Here is an 18,878-nt window from a genome sequence, read left to right as displayed (position 1 = left end):
AAGCAAGAGTTAAGAGTCAAGATTTTTACTTTGTCTTAAATTTTAGTTTCACGCAGATTTTACAAATTCAGCAGATAAAAAATCCCTTTAATCTTTTTAATCTGTGGCTAGAAAAAAAAATAATAAATGAAGAACTGGAAATTTTATAATGCGTTGTTTGTTAGAGTTCTATTTGTCATGGTGCTCTTCCTTGCCAGTGCATTATTATTCTATAAAGGATTTCAATACAATGCTTTATTGGTTGGTGTTTTTGTTTTGATTTTCCTATTCGAAATGTATTTTTTTGTCAAAAACCAATTGCTATTTTATGACAAAACGATAAACTCTATTCTGCATAACGACTTTTCTGCTCATTTTCCAGAAGAACATAAAAAAGACAACTTCAATAGTCTGTATCTTTTATATGATACTTTAAAGGTTCAGAAACAAGAGCAGATTTCCAAAGAATTAATCTACCGTTCGATTTTGAACAGTATCGATACCGCCGCTTTAATCTTAGAAAAAGAAAATAAGGATTGGTCCATTTTTATAATGAATGACTGTTTTTCGAAGCTTTTTAAAGTGCCAAAAGTGAGTCATTGGAAATACCTGAAAAACTATCTTCCGAGTTTGTGTGGCGAAATTGAAAAGGTTGGTTTTACCGAATTAAAAACCGCCATTTCAATCAAAATTGAAGATCAGGATTTGCAGACATTTATGTTGCAGACTTCATATACGCAAACCTACGATAAAGAGTATTTTATCATTTTGCTAGACAGTATTCAACGTGTGATTGAGAAAAAAGAAAAAGAAGCGTGGATTAATTTAATGAAGATTATTTCGCATGAATTAATGAATTCTTTAACGCCTATTCGTGCGCTTTCGCAGAATTTGCTTCATATTGTAGATCAGGAGGAATTGGAAGAAGATGATTTTGAAGACATCAAAAGCAGTATTTCGACCATCATAAATAGGAGCGATCATTTACAGTTTTTTGTAGAGAATTACCGTAAACTGGCAATGCTGCCAACGCCAAACAAGCAAATGACGCCAATTAATGCTCTGTTTGAAGATTGTCTGCGTATTATGAGTCCGATTTTGAAAGAAGAAGGAATAGAATTGGTGAATGAAATACACAGTTCCCGTTCTATTATGATTGATAAAAATCAGATGGAGCAGGTAATTATCAATTTGATTACCAATAGTATTCATGCATTAAAAGAAAAAACAGAAAAGAAATTGATAATTTCCAGTTATACTGAAAATAATCGCTTTTTCATTGTGATTTCAGACAACGGAAAAGGAGTAGACGCAGAAATTAGAGATAAAGTTTTCTTGCCATTTTTCACCACTAGAAAAGATGGAGCGGGAATTGGTTTGACGCTTTCTAAAAACATTATAGAAGCTCATGGAGGTTATTTAAGTTATCAAACGGACGAAGATAAAACGAGTTTTGTGATTTGCTTGATTTAAAAATAATGAGGTGAAACTACCTTTGTCACCCTGAGCGAAGTCGAAGGGCTTATTACTTGATTGGGCTTCGACTCCGCTCAGCCTGACAGATGAGATATGATTGTTTTTAAATTTCAACTTCTGGTTTCCAGAAATGTTTCTCAAAATCTACAATCTGATTGTTGACTACTTTAATGCCTTCGTTTTCTAAAAGTTGCTGCATTAAATTAGTTCCGTCAAAGTGATGTTTTCCTGTTAGTAGCCCTTTTTGGTTTACGACTCTATGTGCAGGAACATCATCCATATTATGGCAAGCGTTCATTGCCCAACCGACCATTCGTGCAGAACGTGCTGTGCCCAATGCTTTTGCAATAGCGCCATAAGAAGTAACTTTTCCAAACGGAATTTGTCTGGCGATTACATAAACTCTTTCAAAAAAATTATCTTCTGCCATGGTTTTGTCTTTTTTTTGCCACAGATTAAAAGGATTAAATTGATTATTTGCAAAAAATCGTAAAAATCTGCGTGAAAAATTATTTACCACAAAGTAAAAAAAATCATTTTAATCCTTTTAACCTGTGGCTACAAAATTATCCGAAGTAGTAATTTAGGATATTAAAAAGTGTTGCAACAGCGACTAATCCAGTAATGGTTCCGATAATGGTATTCATGTTACGCATGAAATAATCGGTTTTCTTTTCTATTCTTCCGAAAAAAGCGATATAACTGTATAAAATTCCAAAAGCGCCAAGAACAGAACCTAATACGAATGTTAGTATAATTGGGTTTTGAAATGTAAAAAGATTGTATGAAGCCAATGTAACACTTACGACAACATAATACGGAATCGGAAAGAAGTTTAATCCAGAAAGCAGCATTCCGAGAAAGAAACTACTTTTTTTACTACTCTTCTTTATTTTGGTTTTTTTCTTTGCTATTGGATCTTTCGCAAAAAATAAAAAGTAAATAGTTAAGATTGAAAAAATAACAAAACCAACTTCACGCAATAAGGTTACAACATCTGGGCGATTGTCTATCACACGAGCAAACAATACCGCAATGTAAGCCTGAAAAAAAATAATTAGAACCGCGCCAATTACAAATGATAGAGCATTCTTTTTCCCTTCTTTCATTTTTATTTTGGCAGCCGTCATATTGAGCAATCCAGGCGGAATAGTTCCAATGGCAGCGGCAATAAAACCTGAAATTAGGGGAGTAAGGTAGATCATTTAGTTATTAAATCGGTTAGATAAAGGTTTCAAAATTAAAGTTAGTCTTTAATTTTGAAACGAATATACGTAATTGCCTTATTAATTTCTAAATATTGTTTTTCGTAAAAAGTCTGGATAGAAGTCACAACTTCTGGGCTTCCTTCGTTTTTATATACGTTATGATTTGCGTATAAAACTTCGTGACCTTCACCGTGAAGCAATCCAAGAGTATAACCGTGCATGAATTCGCTATCGGTTTTAAGGTTTACAACACCGTCTTTTTTCAAGATTTTTTTGTACAATTTCAAGAACTCAGAATTAGTCATTCTGTGTTTCGTTCTTTTGTATTTGATCTGTGGATCTGGGAAAGTAATCCAGATTTCGTCAACTTCGCCTTCAGCAAAAATATGATTGATCAATTCGATTTGAGTACGAACAAAAGCAACATTATGAAGTCCGTTTTCAACAGCAGTTTTAGCACCGCGCCAGAAACGAGCACCTTTAATGTCAATTCCGATAAAATTTTTGTTTGGGTATTTCTCTGCTAATCCAACAGAATATTCTCCCTTTCCACATCCTAACTCTAAAACTAATGGATTATCATTTTTAAAGAAATCAGAATTCCATTTTCCTTTTAAAGGCATTAAATCGCCTACAACTTCTTCTCTCGTTGGCTGAAATACGTTTTGAAATGTTTCGTTTTCTCTGAATCTTTTTAGTTTATTTTTACTTCCCACTTTTACAAAAATTTTCGGCAAAATTAAGGAATATAAACGAATGAAAATAGCGTAATTAGGTTTAAAAAGTTTTCAGCCACGAATTCATGTGAAGTATATTTTGTTTTTTGCCACGAATTACACGAATTTGCACGAATCAATTTAACTGCAATGCAGAAAAAAAATTAGTGAAAATTCGTGTAATTCGTGGCTGAAAAAAAATATTTTTTAACCGTAATGTGGTTCAGTAATGGGTTGTGCTTTTGGGTCAAGAGATTCATCGTGTTGTGATAAATCCAATCCGATGTGTTCTGACTCTTCTGAAACTCTTAGCGGAATAATGAAATTGGTTACTTTAAATAAGAAATAAGCTCCGAAGAAAGTAAAGATCGAAACTAGAACCAATGCCATCATGTGATGTCCGAAAACATTCCATCCGCCGTGAAGTAAACTTGCATCTTCGCCGTGAGCGAAAATAGCAGTCAAGATCATTCCCATGATTCCGCCGACACCGTGGCAAGCAAAAACGTCAAGCGTATCGTCGAATTTTTTAGAATATTTACAATTTACAGCTGTGTTAGAAACCAACGCTGTAATGAAACCGAAAAACATACTTTCTGGTACAGAAACAAATCCTGCAGCAGGCGTAATGGCAACAAGACCAACTACAGCCCCAATACAAGCGCCAAGGGCAGAAACTTTTCTTCCGTTCATTCTATCAAAGAAAATCCAAGTTAACATGGCTGCAGCAGACGAAGTTGTAGTGGTTGCAAAAGCCATCGCAGCAGTTCCGTTGGCAGCAAGAGCAGATCCAGCGTTGAATCCGAACCAGCCAAACCAAAGCATTCCTGTTCCTAATAATACAAATGGAATATTGGTTGGAATATGCTGGCTGTTTTTTCTTTTTCCTAAAACAATAACTCCAGCCAAAGCAGCAAAGCCTGAACTCATATGTACTACAGTTCCTCCTGCAAAATCTTTAACACCGAAATAACTTCCTAAAATACCCGTCGGGTACCAAACGGCATGACATAAAGGAGCGTATATAAAAATGGTAAATAAACTAATGAAAACTAAATAAGAGATAAAACGAACACGTTCTGCAAACGAACCTGTGATAATTGCAGGACAAATGATGGCAAATTTCATCTGAAACAAAGCAAAAAGCATAAACGGAATCGTACTGGCCAATTGTTTATGAGGCAGAACGCCAACATAATCCATAAAAGCAAAAGTAGTCGGATTGCCGAAAAAGCTATAAAAATGATCTCCAGAACCAAAACCAACCGGTTCGCCAAATGCCAAGCTAAATGCCACAACAACCCATAAAAGCGTAACGACACCCAAACAGATAAAACTTTGAAGCATGGTCGAAATCACGTTTTTCTTTCCAACCATTCCGCCATAAAAGAAAGATAATCCTGGTGTCATAATTAAAACTAGACAGCTCGAAGTAAGCATCCAGGCAACATCGGCAGGAACAATGTGATCTGTAGTTCCAAATTCTGATAAAACATAATTATTTTCTGTAACTGTTGGCCAAAATGCCCCTATCGTACATACGACGCTTATCATGATAAAGGAGATAATCCAGCGTTTTTCTATTTTCATTTTTAAAATACTTTGTTTAACCCTATTTTTTTTGGGGTCAAAGTTAGAAAAAAATAAAGATTCTTGTTTTTAAGGCTGTTAAAATAGAGGTGTGGGTTTTATTTTGATGAAATTTGTAAAATACAGGTTCTTTTTTTGACAGTATCTTATTCTAAAGTTACAAAAAAGCACTGTTTTTGCCGAATTAATTAAAAATAATCGGCGAACAGTGCTTCTAAAGTGCTCAAAAAGTTACGTTTATAATAAGAAAACCGTAAAATGTTTTATTTTTTCTGAAGTTTTGCAATCAAAGCGTCTTCAATTGGCGCTTTTATTTTGGTTACGGCATCAACTTCGTCATTTGGAACGGTCATTGACAGCACATAATGCTGAATTTTCCATTCGTTCCCTACTTTTATTAAAACTCCAGAACCGCGACAGATTTTCATTTGCGTATCTAATAATTCATCAAACCAAGCTATTTTTCCTGATTTATCAAAAAAGATATGACGTTCTAAAGCTTTAAAATTCCATGTAGTTCCTTTATCAAAAAATGGTTTTGCCCAGACAGCAAATTCTTTTTTGGTCCAATTTTCGGTTGCATCCGTTCCAATGTAAATAGCGTCGTCTGCTAATACATTAAAATAAGCATCAAATTTTACTTCGGCAGCTGCTTTATGCCAAGCATCTAATGTGTGATTGATTTTGATTTTGTCTGTTTGCGCATTGGCAAAAGAAGCAACAAATAAAAGGAGTAAAAGTATTTTCTTCATGAGATATGTTATTTGAGTTTAAAGGTATAATTTTTTTTGAACCATATAAGTGATATAAGGAAATGGAAGTTTTTATAATTCTGGTTTCACGCAGATTTTAAAAGATTCGAGCAGATAAACACAGATTAATTTCTAAAAAAAATCTGCTTAAATCTGCCAAATCTGCGTGAAATAAAAAAGTCATTGCAATAGCAATCCTAAAGTAAAGCTTAAATTATCTTACATTACTTATATGTTGTAATATCTCAAAAACCACTATATTTGATTTTCAATAAAAATACCCCAGTCATGAAGGCAAAAATACTTCTAAGCTCAATAGCTGTTACTTCTTTACTTTTTGTTTCTTGTAAAAAGGAATTAGAACCGCAAGAAAGTACAGCAACCTCAGAATTAGTAAGATTAGGACTTGCAAAAGATACAACAAAACCTGCTGCGCCAGTAGCACAAACTCCTGCAACAAACCCAAATACGGTTTTAAGTGATACAAAAGGAATTAATCCTGCTCACGGACAGCCGGGGCACCGCTGCGATATTGCAGTTGGAGCACCTTTAAATTCTGCACCACCACAACAAGGGCAGGTTACAGCACAAGCAGGACAAACTGTACAAGTAAGTCAGCCTCAAGTTGTAACTACCACTACGACAACACCAGTTAAAGTAGCAAAAGGAATGAATCCGCCTCATGGACAGCCAGGGCATAGATGTGATATTCCGGTAGGATCACCATTAAATTCGCCTGTTGCAAAAAATACAGCATCGTCAACTACAGCACAAACAGGAACAGTTACACAAAACTTTACTGTAAGCCCTCAGCCAAATGCAGTTCCAGCATTGTTGAGTACAGATGGTGGAGAAGCTACAGTAGCAGAAGGAATGAATCCGCCGCACGGAAAACCGGGGCATCGTTGCGATGTTGCAGTTGGAGCTCCTTTACCGAAAGAATAATAAGATTCTCAGAATAATATAAAACAAAAAAGACGTTTCAGCTGAAACGTCTTTTTTTTTATAGAAAGGAACACAGATTAATGTGCTTTTATTTTTTCGAAAGTAGAAGTCAATGTTTTTTTAGCTTTGGCCAATGCACCGCTAAAGGCTTTTTCTAGAGTGTCTGCGTGTTCTGTAACCGTAATAGGCTGTAGTTTTACAGGACGAACTTCAATCACACACTTTTTGTCATGCAAGCTGAATTTTTCTCCATTTTCATCTCCAAAATGAATTTCTACGCGAGTAATTTTATCTTGAAAACGGTCTAAGCTTTTTTCTACTTCTCCAGAAAAATAACTTTCTAATCTTGCACTTCCTTCAATGTTTTTGTCGGTGTTGATTTGTACTTTCATAACAAATAAAATTTAATGATTCATTCTCAAACTTATCGATTTTAAAGATAAAAGACAAGTAGGTTAAGGAAATATTATGAAATTTTAAATTGATTTATTTTTCAATTTTGTAATTTCGATTTAGAGAAAATATACTTAAAGTATTTTATTTTTTAAATAAGGAAAAAACTTACAATTTATTTTTGTTTTTCATATATTTGGAGATCCTAAAACTTCAAATAATGAACACAAAAAAAATTTTTGCCCGTACGGCATGCTGGCGGTATTGGAAACAACTGCAACGCGTATTTGAAGGCGTAGGACAGCTAACCCGTGCGGGTTTATTTTCCCTAAACTTCAAATTTATGAGTACCAACACCCTTTCCAAAGAAACCGAATTAAGGTTAACTGAATTCTTCAACAATTCAATTGATTCTAAAAGTATGGCGAAAACGATTAGGCAAGTCAATTTCCTAATCGCGTTAAATGCAATACGAGAAGATGGATTTATGAAAACCGAAACCGTAAATATTGAAGATGGTTTCTTTTGGTTAAATGAATTAGCCGAAATTCTTGATCCTTATTTGGTGATTGAGTAAGAAATGAGAAAAAGCCACGAAAGTGGCTTTTTTTATATTGTATAGTGCTAGCCAAAACAGATTACTTTTTAAATCTTATTTGTAAGTTCAGTTTGATTTTTTGTTGGTTGTTTTCAGTATATACATAACCAAAATTATGTTTTTTAACATCACCAGTTTCCAGTTTAGTATTGTTGAAAAGATAGTCTTCAAAGTTTTTTGCAAAATAAAAATGGTAGCAAAGTAATTCGCCATCATTTTTAACGACTAAATAACCTCCAGTTGCCTGATAGTTTCTTTTCCAAACTTCTGATGCTCTCATCCCTAAAGCGTAATCAGTTAGGAATTTTTTCATCATCATTTCATACATACTTGAATTAATATCTAAATCGTACCCTAAAAGGTTTCTGTTGGAAACTTTCCCAATAAATTTAGAGATAGTATTTTCTGATGGGATATTGTTTTCGTAAAAATATAATATAACTTCTGCGAGAACTTTACTAAAATGTGAATCGATTGTCTGTAAATTAGAAGTAAATATAGGATTATCCACTTTTTCAAATTCTAGATGCGCACCATACTGATTTAAAAATTTTATTTTATTTGAAAATAATTTTTCGTTATTTATTTTTAAGATTTCTTCTGCTGTAAGAACTTTATCTTTTACTAAATATGTAAAGTTAGTTGCTCCACTAGCGTTGACTAAAGTTGCAGGTCTTCCTAATTGAGATTTTACACTAAATCCTAAAGTTGGACTTATTATAGAATTTCTGTCTTCAATTTGTATGGTAATATCATTTTTTAATTTTGACTTTGCTTTTAAAGTTTTTATTGAAAATGACGCTAGAAAACTTTCTATCTCAGGAATTCCGAAAGAACCTTTTCCTTTTTCTGAATTTTTGATTTTTTCAAAACAAAGGTTCGTATTTAAAATAAAATCAACGAGAGGAATGTTAAATAGTGAAACCCCATCAGAAATGACAACAAATTGTTCATTATATGTAAAATTGACATCACGATTTTTTTCATGACGAACAACTTGTAAAATAGGGTAGAAAACATCTTTTATTTTGTTGAAATTTTCATCACCCAAATATAATTTTCTGTCAATTAGTAATTTTAATAAAACATATGGCTCGCTCCACTCTCCTTTATTCCCAGTAATCATAAGAAAGGTCTAATTAAATCGATTATTTTCTCAGCAGTTGCTTGAATTGCAGGAATAGCAACAGAATTTCCAAATTGTTTATATGCAGATGCATCAGCAACTGGAATTACAAAATTATCAGGAAATCCTTGTAATCTTGCCCATTCACGAGGAGTCATTTTTCTAATTCCTTCACGATTTACTTCTCCTTTAATATGTGTTGAAGGTGTATAATCTGTGATTCTATAATCTAAGACTAAATTTCTTTCTCTTCCCATTCCTCCAACTAAAATAGAATTTGATATTTCGTCATCTTTAATGATTTGATATCCAAATCCATTTCCTTTGTTGGCGTGTCTTTCTTTATGATTTTTTAAAGTTTGAAGATATTGAGATGATAAATAATATTTTGTAGGTACAACATCTTTCTCTTTTACATCTTTGAATGTAACTTTCTCATCTAAAGTTTCTGGATATTCAAATGAATTTATTCCTAAGTCACCTCTAAAACCAACAATATAAATACGCTCTCTGTTTTGAGGAACGCCAAATTCTTTAGCGTTCATAATTTCAGGATCAGGTACGTAATATCCCAAATCATTTCTTAGAACATTTAAAATTGTTTCTAAAGTTTTTCCTTTATCATGACTTTTCAATCCTTTTACGTTTTCTAAGAAAATTGCTTTTGGTTGTTTGTCTCTTATAATTTTGGCAACATCAAAAAATAATGTTCCTCGCGTATCTTCAAATCCGCCTCTTTTTCCTGCAATTGAAAAGGCTTGGCAAGGAAATCCTGCGCATAAAATATCAAAACCTTTTGGTATGTAGTTCTTTGTTCTTTCTTTTGTTATGTCTCCAAAAGGAGTTTCTCCAAAATTTGCTTTATAAGTTTTTTTTGCATTTTCATCCCATTCAGAAGTAAAAACACATTTACCACCTAAATTCTGCAATGCAATTCTAAAACCACCAATTCCTGCAAAAAGGTCGATAAATTTAAAAGTATAATTTTCGGGAGTAGGAAACGGAACATCTTCTACTTCAAAAAGCAATTGTTGTAATGCAGAATCAGAAACTATATTTAGTTTTTCTTCTTCATTTTTATATTCAACAATTTGTTTTATGTATTGAGCAGCTTCTTCTTCAAAATGATCTTTAACGCCATTGTGATAATTGTGCAGATAATGTGTAACAACGGCTTTTCTATTATCGTCTTCTTCTACAAAGCGATTTTTAAATTTTTTACCATCAAATTCGTCAATGTTGATCTTTTCTTCTCCCGTCATTTTGCGCTAAAATTAGTGGTGCAATTTATGAATAATAATCTAAAATTTGGAATTATGTTTTCCACAAACTGGATTTGATAAGTAGTAATTATTTCTTTACCCCTTATCCTTCTTACCCCATTTAACCTTCATTTTTCCTTCATTGTCATAAGCAATCAAATGCAGGACAATACCGCGTTCGCGAACGGCTTTTCGTTCTTCTTTGGTGGCGAGTTTGGCGTCGTTTTTAGAATTTCTTAGCGGAATAGTGAGGGCGAGATTGGTACCTCGGCCAAAAGAGTAAATTCCGTCAACGTCAAAGTTTAAGACACTCGAACTTATGGTAAGTTTATTGACATCGACTTGTTCTCCGCGCAAATTAAGCGAACCCGACAAATCGCTGAAAGTAATATTCTCGACATCACGAAACGGAAAAGCAAATTTTCCGACTTTCATAATCGGTTCAAAATTGAGTAAGGCACCTTGATTGACGTTAAAATCTAGTTTTCCTTTCATGGAGTTAACAATCAGATCGCCTTTGCTGCTCATTAAACCTGCAACATTGGCATTGCTGCTTAATCGTCCGCGAATGTTTTTTGGACTGAAAGATTTGATTCCGAAATTATTAAAAGACCTTAAAAAACTCGCAATATCAACTCGGTTTACCTGCGCATTTGATGTAAAAACATATTGGTTGCCACTTGGCTGTACAGAACCGCTAAACGTTATGCTTCCACCGGAAGTTTGCAATGTTCCGTTTTTGAGCAAAATCTTCGAATCAAGCATCTGGATTGTGGCCAGAGTATTGGTTGCCGTAAGTGATCCGTAAGTGATTTTATCGGCTTTGAGATTAATTACAGCGGCACATTTTTCTATTACAGATCGTAACTGATTCGTAAAATTGACATTCTTTTTTACTGGTTTTTTCTCCGCCACTTTTTGTTTAGGAGAATTTTCTAAAACGCCTATAAACTGTTTTACATCAATATTTGGACAGTAAATATTCCAGTTTACGACCATTTTTTCGGGTGCATCGTAATAGAGATTTAAGAAATTATCGATTTTTCCGTCAATGCGGATAATGTTCTTTTTGTGTTTGTAGGCTATTTTTTTAATGTAAAGTGCTTCTTGCGTAAACGACAATTGTACAGCTGTTTTTTCGGCATGAATCTTTTTCGGAATATAATCGAATGTGGCATCAGCAATATCAACATCGCCCGTAAATTTTGGTTTATTGATGTACAAATCGACAATATCAAACTGAAATTTCAAATTGGCTTTGGCATGACCGCTTTCAAAATGAAGTATTTTCTCGTTCATCATTCCGTTGAGTTTCGAAATGTCAAAATCAGAATTTACAACTCCTGTAGCAATTGGTTTTTCGAGATTATTGATAACTGCTTGTGCAATTGTCAACGGAATACTTGCGTATTCGGCTTTAAAATTGGTTAAAATAATAGCCGAGTTCGGATCGCTGGATTCCTTTTCGGGTTTAAAAGTGTTAGTAAAAATTCCTTTAAAACTGCAATTGGTAAACAAGCCATCTGGAATACTCACTTCGTTATCGCGAATGTCTGCCTGCACCACAATTTTTGGATCGCCTTCAACATTCAAATCACCTTTAATGTCGCAGTTTACTTTAATAGGTTTTTTTATATCAAATTGGTTGAGTTTAGAACTAATGTTTGCCGATAATAAATTGGAAGCATTTCGCCATAAAATATCCGTCCCGATATTGATTCCAAAAAGCGAATTGTTTTTTCCGATATTAAAATAAGCGACAATATCAAAAACGTCAGAACCAATTTTAAGTCCTTTGGTTTTAATATCTATTTTCTGATTGGCTTCGGCATACGAAATGCCAAAATTACCTTCCAGAACTTTCTCCTTAGCAAAACTTCCATGAACGGTATTAAAGGCTAGACTATTAATTTTGGTTTTCAAATACAGATTGGTCTGCCAGTTGTTATCGCCATAATTTACTTTAGATTCTAAACTCGCCACATCAAAATCAAACAATTTATGCCCCAGATGATTGTCAATAATGACGTGAACATCGTTGAGGTTTACTTCGTCAATTGTCGTTTCGGGTTTCTCTTTGTCAGTTTGCGTTTTCTTCTTTTTTGGTTTAAAAATATTGACGTTAGAATAACCGTTTTCGGCTTTATAAATATAAATATCGGCGTCGTTAATCAAGATTTTATGAATGTTGATTTCGTGCTGCAACAAACTCAAAATGTTCAAACGCGCTTCGATTTCTTTTGCTCTCAGCAAAGTATGTTTGTGGCTCTGCCATTGATTGTCTTTTATTTCGACATCATTAAGCGCCAATGTAAAGTTTGGGAAACCAGTTAGAAACTTGTAATGAAAATCTCTAATATGAAATTTGCCATTTATATTTTCGTTGATTTTAGTATTGACTTTAGCAATAATTTCGGCTTTATTTCGATTAAAATAAATAGACAAACCTCCGCAGGCAAGCAAAAGTATTGCAATTAAGCCCAAGATAAAATATCCAAAACGTTTGGCGTATTTTTTAAAAGAATCAGATTGCAGAAAGGATTTGGTTTTGGATAAAGCTTCTTTCATAGTAGCCGAATTTTGAATGTATTAAAGATACTATAAAAAATATTAACTTTTTATTGGTTTGATTTTCAAGTAAATAAGTTGTAATTTTAAAGTTATCTAGCTCATAATTAATGATAATACATTTATAACGAAAACTAATTTAGTAATGGTGTTTGATTTATTTTAAATTTTTAAATTTGTACTGTAGTTTGAAAGTTAATATTTCAGACCTAATTTTAATCTTAATATATTATGGCATTAGCAATAACAGATGCTACTTTTGATGAAGTAGTTTTAAAATCAGATAAACCAGTAATGGTAGATTTTTGGGCAGCATGGTGTGGTCCTTGTAGAATGGTTGGTCCAATCATTGACCAATTAAGCGAAGAGTACGCTGGTAAAGTAGTTGTTGGTAAAGTAGATGTAGATGCTAACCAAGAATTTGCTGCAAAATATGGTGTGCGTAACATACCAACCGTTTTGGTGTTTCAAAATGGTGAAGTAGTAGGAAAACAAGTAGGAGTAGCTCCGAAACAAGCCTACGCAGATAGTTTAGACGCTTTATTGTAATCTTAGATTGCAATTTATATAAAAGAGGTTTGGCGAAAGTCAAACCTTTTTTATTTTATTTTTTTTGCCACAGATTAAAATGATTAACACACATTATAATCCAATTAATCCTTTAATCTGTGGCAGAAAAAATTGAGTTAATTAAATTAGTGTCAATTTGTGAAATTAGTGGGAGATTTATTTAAAAATAATTGTAAAAGTTGTTCCAATATTTGGCTTTGAACAAACTTCGATTTTGCAGTTAATGGCTGTTGCTAAATCACGAATTAAATGCAATCCTAAACCCGATTTGATTCCGATTACTTCAGAGTCGTTATATAAAGCTTTAAATTTTTCTTGCGTTCCGCCTGGTCCGTTATCTGTTATAGAAAGATATTTTTTTTGATTTTCCTGCCATGCTTTCCAAACAATTTTTGCATTTTGCGTTTTGTCTAAAGCCTTAATTGCATTTCCGGTAAGATTTCTGATAATTGTTTTTAGATAGTTTTCATCAGTTTTTAAAATGATGTTTTCTGGGTTTTCAAATATAATTTCAATCTTTTCTATGCTCGAAAAATGATTTTTGGTTTCTTCAAATAAAACAGCAATTTCTGTTTTTCTAAATTGAGGTTTAAAATTCTCCATTTGTCCCTTGCTCCAAAGTAGAATATCTTCCATAGAAGACAATAAATTTTCGGCGCCAATTGTAATTTTCTGTTGCATTCTAGATGCTGTTTCTTCATCAATCAATTCTGGATTTTCTTTTTGAAGATGCAGAAAATGAATCAGATTTGAAATCGGACTTCGCAAATCATGGTTTAAAATACTGAAGAATCTAGCTTTGATTTTATTAGCTTCATCCAATTCCTGATTTAAAACTTGAAGTTTAAGATTAGTTTTCTTTCTGCTTTGATTTTGCTTGAACAATAATAATCCGATAATGCAGACTAAAGCAATTCCTGAAATCAAGAAAATACGCTGTTGTTTGGCATCTTGAATCTGAATGTTTTTGATGGCATTTTCTGTCGAAAGATTTTTAATTTCCTGAATTTTGGTTTTGTTCTGATAACGTGCTTCTGCGTTTGCAATGCTTTGTTTGGCAGATTGCTCCATTACTTCATCGCTGTATTTGCTGTAAATTTCGTTGTAATGATAAGCTTCTTTCCATTGGCCAAGCGCAGCATAGCTCTGAGAGAGTTTTTTGTTTATGGTTACAAAAGATTCCTTATCATAAGTTAAAGCATTTACAGAAGCTTTTTTTAATGTTTCAATGGCTTTTTGATATTCTCCTTTTTCATATAAAACTCTTCCCATTGCGGTTTCGGCTTCCATTAAAATTTCATCATCTGCCGATTTTTTTCCAAGCGAAACGGCTTTTTGAGCATACGAGTACGCTTTACTAATCTGTCTTTCATTAATATAATATTCAGATAAACTCCTATTGGCGAAGCTGAGATTTAAAAACAGAGAATCTTTTGCAGACGGATAAGTGTAAATCAGATTGTAATATTTCTTAATGCTGTCGCGATTTCTCAACGGAACAAAACATTGCAAGTAATAATTGCACAAAAAAGCACTCACGTAAGGAGACGTTTTTACATTTGGTTTGCCATAATTTAGATATTCGAGTGCTTTGTTGTATTGTTTCATTTTGGCATAAGCCGATCCGATTTGGCAATACGAAATTCCGATATTCTCTGTATTGGCAACATCTTTTGGGAGCTTTTTCTTGTAGTTTATAGCCGTTAATTGATAACCAATAAAAGTCTCATAATCATAATAACTTAGATAATATTCGCCAAGACTTCCGTTAAGAGTTGCCTGTGTCTTTATGTTTTTTGTAGTATCGATAATTTTTTTGATGTAAAGAATAAGATTGTCTCTTTTTTTAATTTCGTTTAACGAATAATACATATAATTCAATCGCATGCAATTTGAAGCAATACTCTTGAGATGTTTTGCTTTTTGAGCATACGAGAGAGAAATTTCGTAATTGGTTGTGGCTTCTTTGTACTGATTATTGTTGAATTCGTATCCAAAACCTTTCAGAAAATAAAATTTAGAAAGGTAAGCGGGTTTATTTTGGGCAAGTAAAACTCCTTTTTCAGAAGCATTTATAAGTTGAAGGTATTCATCGGCATCCAAAAGTTCGTTGCAATATTTTAGCCAGATTTTTAATTTTTCGTCTGCCGATTTGTAACGCGCTAAATTAGGTTCTTGCTGTGCAAAAGCATTAAAAGTAATAAATGCGAATAGCAAGAACTTAAAATTTTTCATGCAATTAGATTTAAGTTCTCTTTGTAGCTTCTTCCAATCGGAATTACAGCATTATTATTCAAAATAATCTCAGTAGAATTGATTTTCTGAACATATTGTTTCTGCACGGCATAACTTCTATGAATCCGGACGAATGACTGAAAATGATCTTCTTTAAGTAAATTTCCAATGCTCGAAAGCACGCAATGCCTTTTTTGTGCTGTAACGACCAAAGTGTAATCTTTTAAGGCTTCGAGATATAAAATTTCATGAAGCTTAACTTTAGTCTGCTCGTGGCCTTCTTTTATATAAATGGTATCGCCGCCAATACTGGCTTCAAAGAGAGAAGCTTTTAGTTTTATTTCCATAAATTCTTCAATTCGATTTATGGTTTGCGTAAAACGATCCAACTTCAAAGGTTTTACAATAAAATCCAAAGTTTCAATCTGAAAACTTTCTACCGCATGTTCTGGATGTGCTGTTATAAAAACACAGACAGGAATGTCTAAAGCTTGTTTTCTAAATTCAATTCCGTTTAAACCTGGCATATCGATGTCTAGAAACAAGATATCTACTTTTTCCTTTTCTAAAAAAGGCACAGCATCTTCAGCCGATTCAAAAACACCTGCAATATCCAAAACAGGAAATTTCTTGACATAAGAAACCGCTGTTAGTCTGTCAATTTCATCATCATCAATAATAATACAAGAGTATTTCTTCATCAATAACCAGTTTTTTTCAATAAAAAGGCAAAAAAACAGCTCCAAATAAGTTGTCTGTCTATTTAAAATGCTGTTCGTCTATTAAGGGTTTTTAAAGATAATCTAATCGGGCAACTTTGTCTTGTAATTCAATCAGAAAGTTAAAAAAAAGATCTTTTTGATTAATGCAAAAATAAAAGCTATTGAGTTAAAAAAGAACTATTTAATTAAAATTTTAAAACCAAAATGTTATGAAAACTTTTAAAACCATTTTTACAATTTTATTACTTCTAATAAGTATGATTTCTTGCAGTAGCGATGATGGAACTGATGGAGTTAACGGAACTAATGGAACAAACGGAGTTGATGGAGCGCCCGGAGCAACAGGAGCTCAAGGTCCGGCAGGAACAGCAAACGTAATTTACAGCGGATGGATTAATGCTCCGGCAGGAACTCCAGAAACTATCGACGGAACTTCAGGTTTATCTACTACGATTACTGCGCCGCAACTTACAACAGACATTATGGCTAAAGGAACCATATTGGTCTATTTAAGTTTTGGATCTGGAACTAATATTTTTACGCTTCCATATACTTCAACAGCTGGAGGATCAACAAATACTATTACTGCGATTGCAAGTGTTGGAACCATCAAATTGTTCCGATTTAAACATGCAAATGATGGAACAACTGTAGCGCTTCCTGCTTCTCTAAACTGGCGTTATATCTTGATTCCTGGAGGAGCTGCCGCTACAACATCAAAAATGGCGAAACAAGATTATTCTAAAATGAGTTACAAAGAAGTTTGTGCTGCTTTTAATATTCAGCCATAGTTTCAATACCAAATAACAAATCAAATTTAATATTATGAAAACTTTTAAAAGCATATTAATAGTCTTAGTTGTCGCTGTTTTTACCGTTTCGTGCAGTAGTGATAAAGAAGATAAACCAACATTTAAAACGGAAAATCCGTTAGACGCTTACTATACCGCAACTGGTTTCACGACGATAACAAATTTTATTAATTCTGGAGATTATGAATTCGGACTGGCATTTACCCCAACTGTAAAAGGAAAAATTAAAGCCATAACCTTAAAACTTCCCGCTACAAATCCTTCGGTGCGTGTAACGATCTGGGACTACACAGCAAAATCTGTATTACGTTCTGAGACTTTAAACGTTGTAACAGCAGATGTACAAGTTTCTAAAGAAATCAGCGAATTGGCTTTAGAAAAAGATAAAAAATACATGATAACCATGAATTCTAATGATTGGTACAAAAAGAACAAAGCTAACAATTCGAATGTGACTTATCCTATTATTGCAGGAAACATCACCTTTATCGAATACAGATGGATTTCTGGAACGGCACAAACTTTCCCGACAAATGTTTCGGCAAATTACAATGCAGGAGATTTAAGCTTTGATTTTCAACAAACTGAATAATTCTTTTTTTGGATAGCTTTGAATTAGTAAAGGAAAAGGTTTGACGATTGTCAAACCTTTTCCGTTTTTATTTGAATAATGAATTAGTGGCTGTGCGTTTCGCTGTTTTCATAACCTAAAATCGTAATCATATAAGGCGTGCTAGAAACCTTAGTCTTTTTGATAGCCAATGTAGAAAGATTTACTTGTATCAATTCTCCAGTTGTTGGCGAAGTAATATAAGCAAAACGATCTGTAACCGCCATTTGAGGTTTTAATGTGGCATCTGTAGCTGTTTCTGCAGTCGCTTTAGTTTCTTTTATGGCTTGTAAACTGCTGATGTCATAAAGTTTAAACTCTCCAGAATGCAATAAAACTGCCAGTTTTTTACGATCGTAGCTTGTTTTGCATTGCATAATGGTTGTGTTCGCAATAATTGGTTTTACAGTATTAGCGACAACATCAATTAAATAAGCGCCTTTTGCAGCCGTATAACCAATGAATTTTCCTGCCGAAGCCGTTTCTAGAATACTTCCAAACCAAGCCGTTCCAAAATCTGCTGGATGATCAATTAGTTTTTGGTTTCCGTTGCTTTCTACAACCAAAATTCCGCTTGACGAACCAAAAACAGCATAAACACCGTCTGAAGCATTTCCGTGAATTCCTTTTGTCGCAATTTTAGCATCAAAAAGTGTTTTTCCGGTATTGTCAATGATTTTTACTTTTTCTGGAAGTGTACCCGTTACCGAATTGTCTTTCTCAGTAATGGCATAAGTTCCGTTTGTAAAAGTCGCCATGGCACCGTGATGTGCCAATAAACCTGCGTTTATAGTTTTGAAAGTTGAACCAGCTTTGTTTACATCTGCTTCTTTGCCAACAGAAAGCGTTCCGTCTCCGTCGTTAAAAGTCAGGATTTCTCCAATTTTACTTTTAAAATGCGTTGGTTTTAATGCGCTTGTCGCTAAAATTCCAAATTTCGGAACATCATCAACATCAATATGATCGCCGTGTAATTCTAATCCGCTGTCGAAAGTTTCTACAAAATTATTGTCTCTGTGAACAAGTCCTGCATAACGTCCAGATTCTGTTGTGTACAAAGACGCTTTGGCAAATTTTGCCGTAAAAGAACTGATTTTATCTTCATGCGGATCAAAAAGCGTTAGCTCTGTAGTTTTTTCGTCAGAAAGTAAAACTCGAACAAATGTATGTTCTTCTGAAGTGTCGTGATCATGATCATGATCGTCGTGGTTGTCATCATCGTTACTGCACGAAACCGCAAAAAGCGATAAAGCAAATAAAAATAGCAGTTTGTAAAACTTGTTTTTCATTGTAATAAAGGATTTAAAATTTGTAAA

18 protein-coding genes are annotated in these 18,878 nt (G+C 33.6%); 6 read left to right on the top strand and 12 right to left on the bottom strand.

What is annotated here, in order from left to right:
* Positions 1–126: 126 nt before the first annotated feature.
* Positions 127–1,452, top strand: a complete 1,326-nt coding sequence (locus JC605_RS02935) for a PAS domain-containing sensor histidine kinase (RefSeq protein WP_198854795.1) — start codon at positions 127–129, stop codon at positions 1,450–1,452.
* Positions 1,453–1,558: 106 nt separating this feature from the next.
* Here the strand turns inward: JC605_RS02935 and JC605_RS02930 are convergent, their stop codons facing one another.
* From JC605_RS02930 to JC605_RS02910, 5 genes are all read right to left on the bottom strand, one after another.
* The gene (locus tag JC605_RS02930; protein ID WP_198854794.1) at positions 1,559–1,885 is read right to left on the bottom strand and encodes an MGMT family protein; all 327 of its coding nucleotides are present in this window, start codon (positions 1,883–1,885) and stop codon (positions 1,559–1,561) included.
* Positions 1,886–2,021: 136 nt separating this feature from the next.
* Positions 2,022–2,660 carry a LysE family transporter gene (locus tag JC605_RS02925; RefSeq protein WP_198854793.1) on the bottom strand — a complete coding sequence of 213 codons (639 nt, stop codon included), beginning with the start codon at positions 2,658–2,660 and terminating at the stop codon, positions 2,022–2,024.
* A gap of 41 nt (positions 2,661–2,701) precedes the next feature.
* Complete coding sequence (gene trmB / locus JC605_RS02920; protein WP_073408106.1) at positions 2,702–3,379, bottom strand: tRNA (guanosine(46)-N7)-methyltransferase TrmB; 678 nt, start codon at positions 3,377–3,379, stop codon at positions 2,702–2,704.
* A gap of 207 nt (positions 3,380–3,586) precedes the next feature.
* Positions 3,587–4,969 (bottom strand): ammonium transporter, encoded by a 1,383-nt coding sequence (locus JC605_RS02915; RefSeq protein ID WP_198854792.1) that lies wholly within the window; start codon positions 4,967–4,969, stop codon positions 3,587–3,589.
* A gap of 263 nt (positions 4,970–5,232) precedes the next feature.
* Positions 5,233–5,721 (bottom strand): nuclear transport factor 2 family protein, encoded by a 489-nt coding sequence (locus tag JC605_RS02910; RefSeq protein ID WP_198854791.1) that lies wholly within the window; start codon positions 5,719–5,721, stop codon positions 5,233–5,235.
* Positions 5,722–6,009: 288 nt separating this feature from the next.
* On the opposite strand from JC605_RS02910, the gene JC605_RS02905 reads away from it, so the two are divergent.
* On the top strand, positions 6,010–6,666 hold the full coding sequence (locus tag JC605_RS02905; protein WP_198854790.1) for a hypothetical protein: 657 nt from the start codon (positions 6,010–6,012) through the stop codon (positions 6,664–6,666).
* A 77-nt stretch (positions 6,667–6,743) separates the two neighbouring features.
* Here the strand turns inward: JC605_RS02905 and JC605_RS02900 are convergent, their stop codons facing one another.
* Positions 6,744–7,058, bottom strand: a complete 315-nt coding sequence (locus tag JC605_RS02900) for an HPF/RaiA family ribosome-associated protein (RefSeq protein ID WP_111286077.1) — start codon at positions 7,056–7,058, stop codon at positions 6,744–6,746.
* A gap of 221 nt (positions 7,059–7,279) precedes the next feature.
* Here JC605_RS02900 and JC605_RS02895 point away from each other — a divergent pair, with 221 nt between their 5' ends.
* A complete protein-coding gene (locus JC605_RS02895; RefSeq protein ID WP_370569047.1) occupies positions 7,280–7,636 on the top strand; it encodes a hypothetical protein in 357 nt (118 codons plus the stop codon).
* Positions 7,637–7,697: 61 nt separating this feature from the next.
* Here JC605_RS02895 and JC605_RS02890 read toward each other — a convergent pair whose 3' ends face one another.
* From JC605_RS02890 to JC605_RS02880, 3 genes are all read right to left on the bottom strand, one after another.
* Positions 7,698–8,783 (bottom strand): HpaII family restriction endonuclease, encoded by a 1,086-nt coding sequence (locus JC605_RS02890; protein ID WP_198854789.1) that lies wholly within the window; start codon positions 8,781–8,783, stop codon positions 7,698–7,700.
* Entirely contained in the window at positions 8,780–10,045 is a 1,266-nt protein-coding gene (locus tag JC605_RS02885) for a DNA cytosine methyltransferase (RefSeq protein WP_198854788.1), read from the bottom strand. The genes JC605_RS02890 and JC605_RS02885 overlap by 4 nt, the downstream gene beginning before the upstream one ends.
* Positions 10,046–10,141: 96 nt before the next feature.
* Positions 10,142–12,613, bottom strand: coding sequence for an AsmA-like C-terminal region-containing protein (locus JC605_RS02880; protein ID WP_198854787.1), 2,472 nt, complete (start codon positions 12,611–12,613; stop codon positions 10,142–10,144).
* Between the two features lie 231 nt (positions 12,614–12,844).
* Here JC605_RS02880 and trxA point away from each other — a divergent pair, with 231 nt between their 5' ends.
* Positions 12,845–13,162: a thioredoxin gene (trxA, locus tag JC605_RS02875; RefSeq protein WP_008466289.1), complete on the top strand. Its 318-nt coding sequence runs from the start codon at positions 12,845–12,847 to the stop codon at positions 13,160–13,162.
* Positions 13,163–13,339: 177 nt separating this feature from the next.
* Here the strand turns inward: trxA and JC605_RS02870 are convergent, their stop codons facing one another.
* Both JC605_RS02870 and JC605_RS02865 read right to left on the bottom strand, forming a co-directional pair.
* Positions 13,340–15,418 (bottom strand): ATP-binding protein, encoded by a 2,079-nt coding sequence (locus JC605_RS02870; protein ID WP_198854786.1) that lies wholly within the window; start codon positions 15,416–15,418, stop codon positions 13,340–13,342.
* Positions 15,415–16,119, bottom strand: a complete 705-nt coding sequence (locus JC605_RS02865; protein WP_233074016.1) for a LytTR family DNA-binding domain-containing protein — start codon at positions 16,117–16,119, stop codon at positions 15,415–15,417. The genes JC605_RS02870 and JC605_RS02865 overlap by 4 nt, the downstream gene beginning before the upstream one ends.
* A gap of 230 nt (positions 16,120–16,349) precedes the next feature.
* Here JC605_RS02865 and JC605_RS02860 point away from each other — a divergent pair, with 230 nt between their 5' ends.
* Together JC605_RS02860 and JC605_RS02855 are read left to right on the top strand one after the other, a co-directional pair.
* On the top strand, positions 16,350–16,931 hold the full coding sequence (locus JC605_RS02860; RefSeq protein WP_198854784.1) for a hypothetical protein: 582 nt from the start codon (positions 16,350–16,352) through the stop codon (positions 16,929–16,931).
* 34 nt (positions 16,932–16,965) lie between these two features.
* On the top strand, positions 16,966–17,544 hold the full coding sequence (locus tag JC605_RS02855) for a DUF4082 domain-containing protein (RefSeq protein ID WP_198854783.1): 579 nt from the start codon (positions 16,966–16,968) through the stop codon (positions 17,542–17,544).
* 83 nt (positions 17,545–17,627) lie between these two features.
* On the opposite strand, the gene JC605_RS02850 is transcribed toward JC605_RS02855, so the two are convergent.
* Positions 17,628–18,851 carry a hypothetical protein gene (locus tag JC605_RS02850; protein WP_198854782.1) on the bottom strand — a complete coding sequence of 408 codons (1,224 nt, stop codon included), beginning with the start codon at positions 18,849–18,851 and terminating at the stop codon, positions 17,628–17,630.
* Positions 18,852–18,878: the final 27 nt, after the last annotated feature.

This window comes from Flavobacterium sp. IB48 (assembly GCF_016405855.1).
GTDB lineage: Bacteria > Bacteroidota > Bacteroidia > Flavobacteriales > Flavobacteriaceae > Flavobacterium > Flavobacterium ginsengisoli.
The sequence above is the reverse complement of the archived record's forward strand: the minus strand, read 5'-3'. Positions and strand labels throughout refer to the sequence as shown.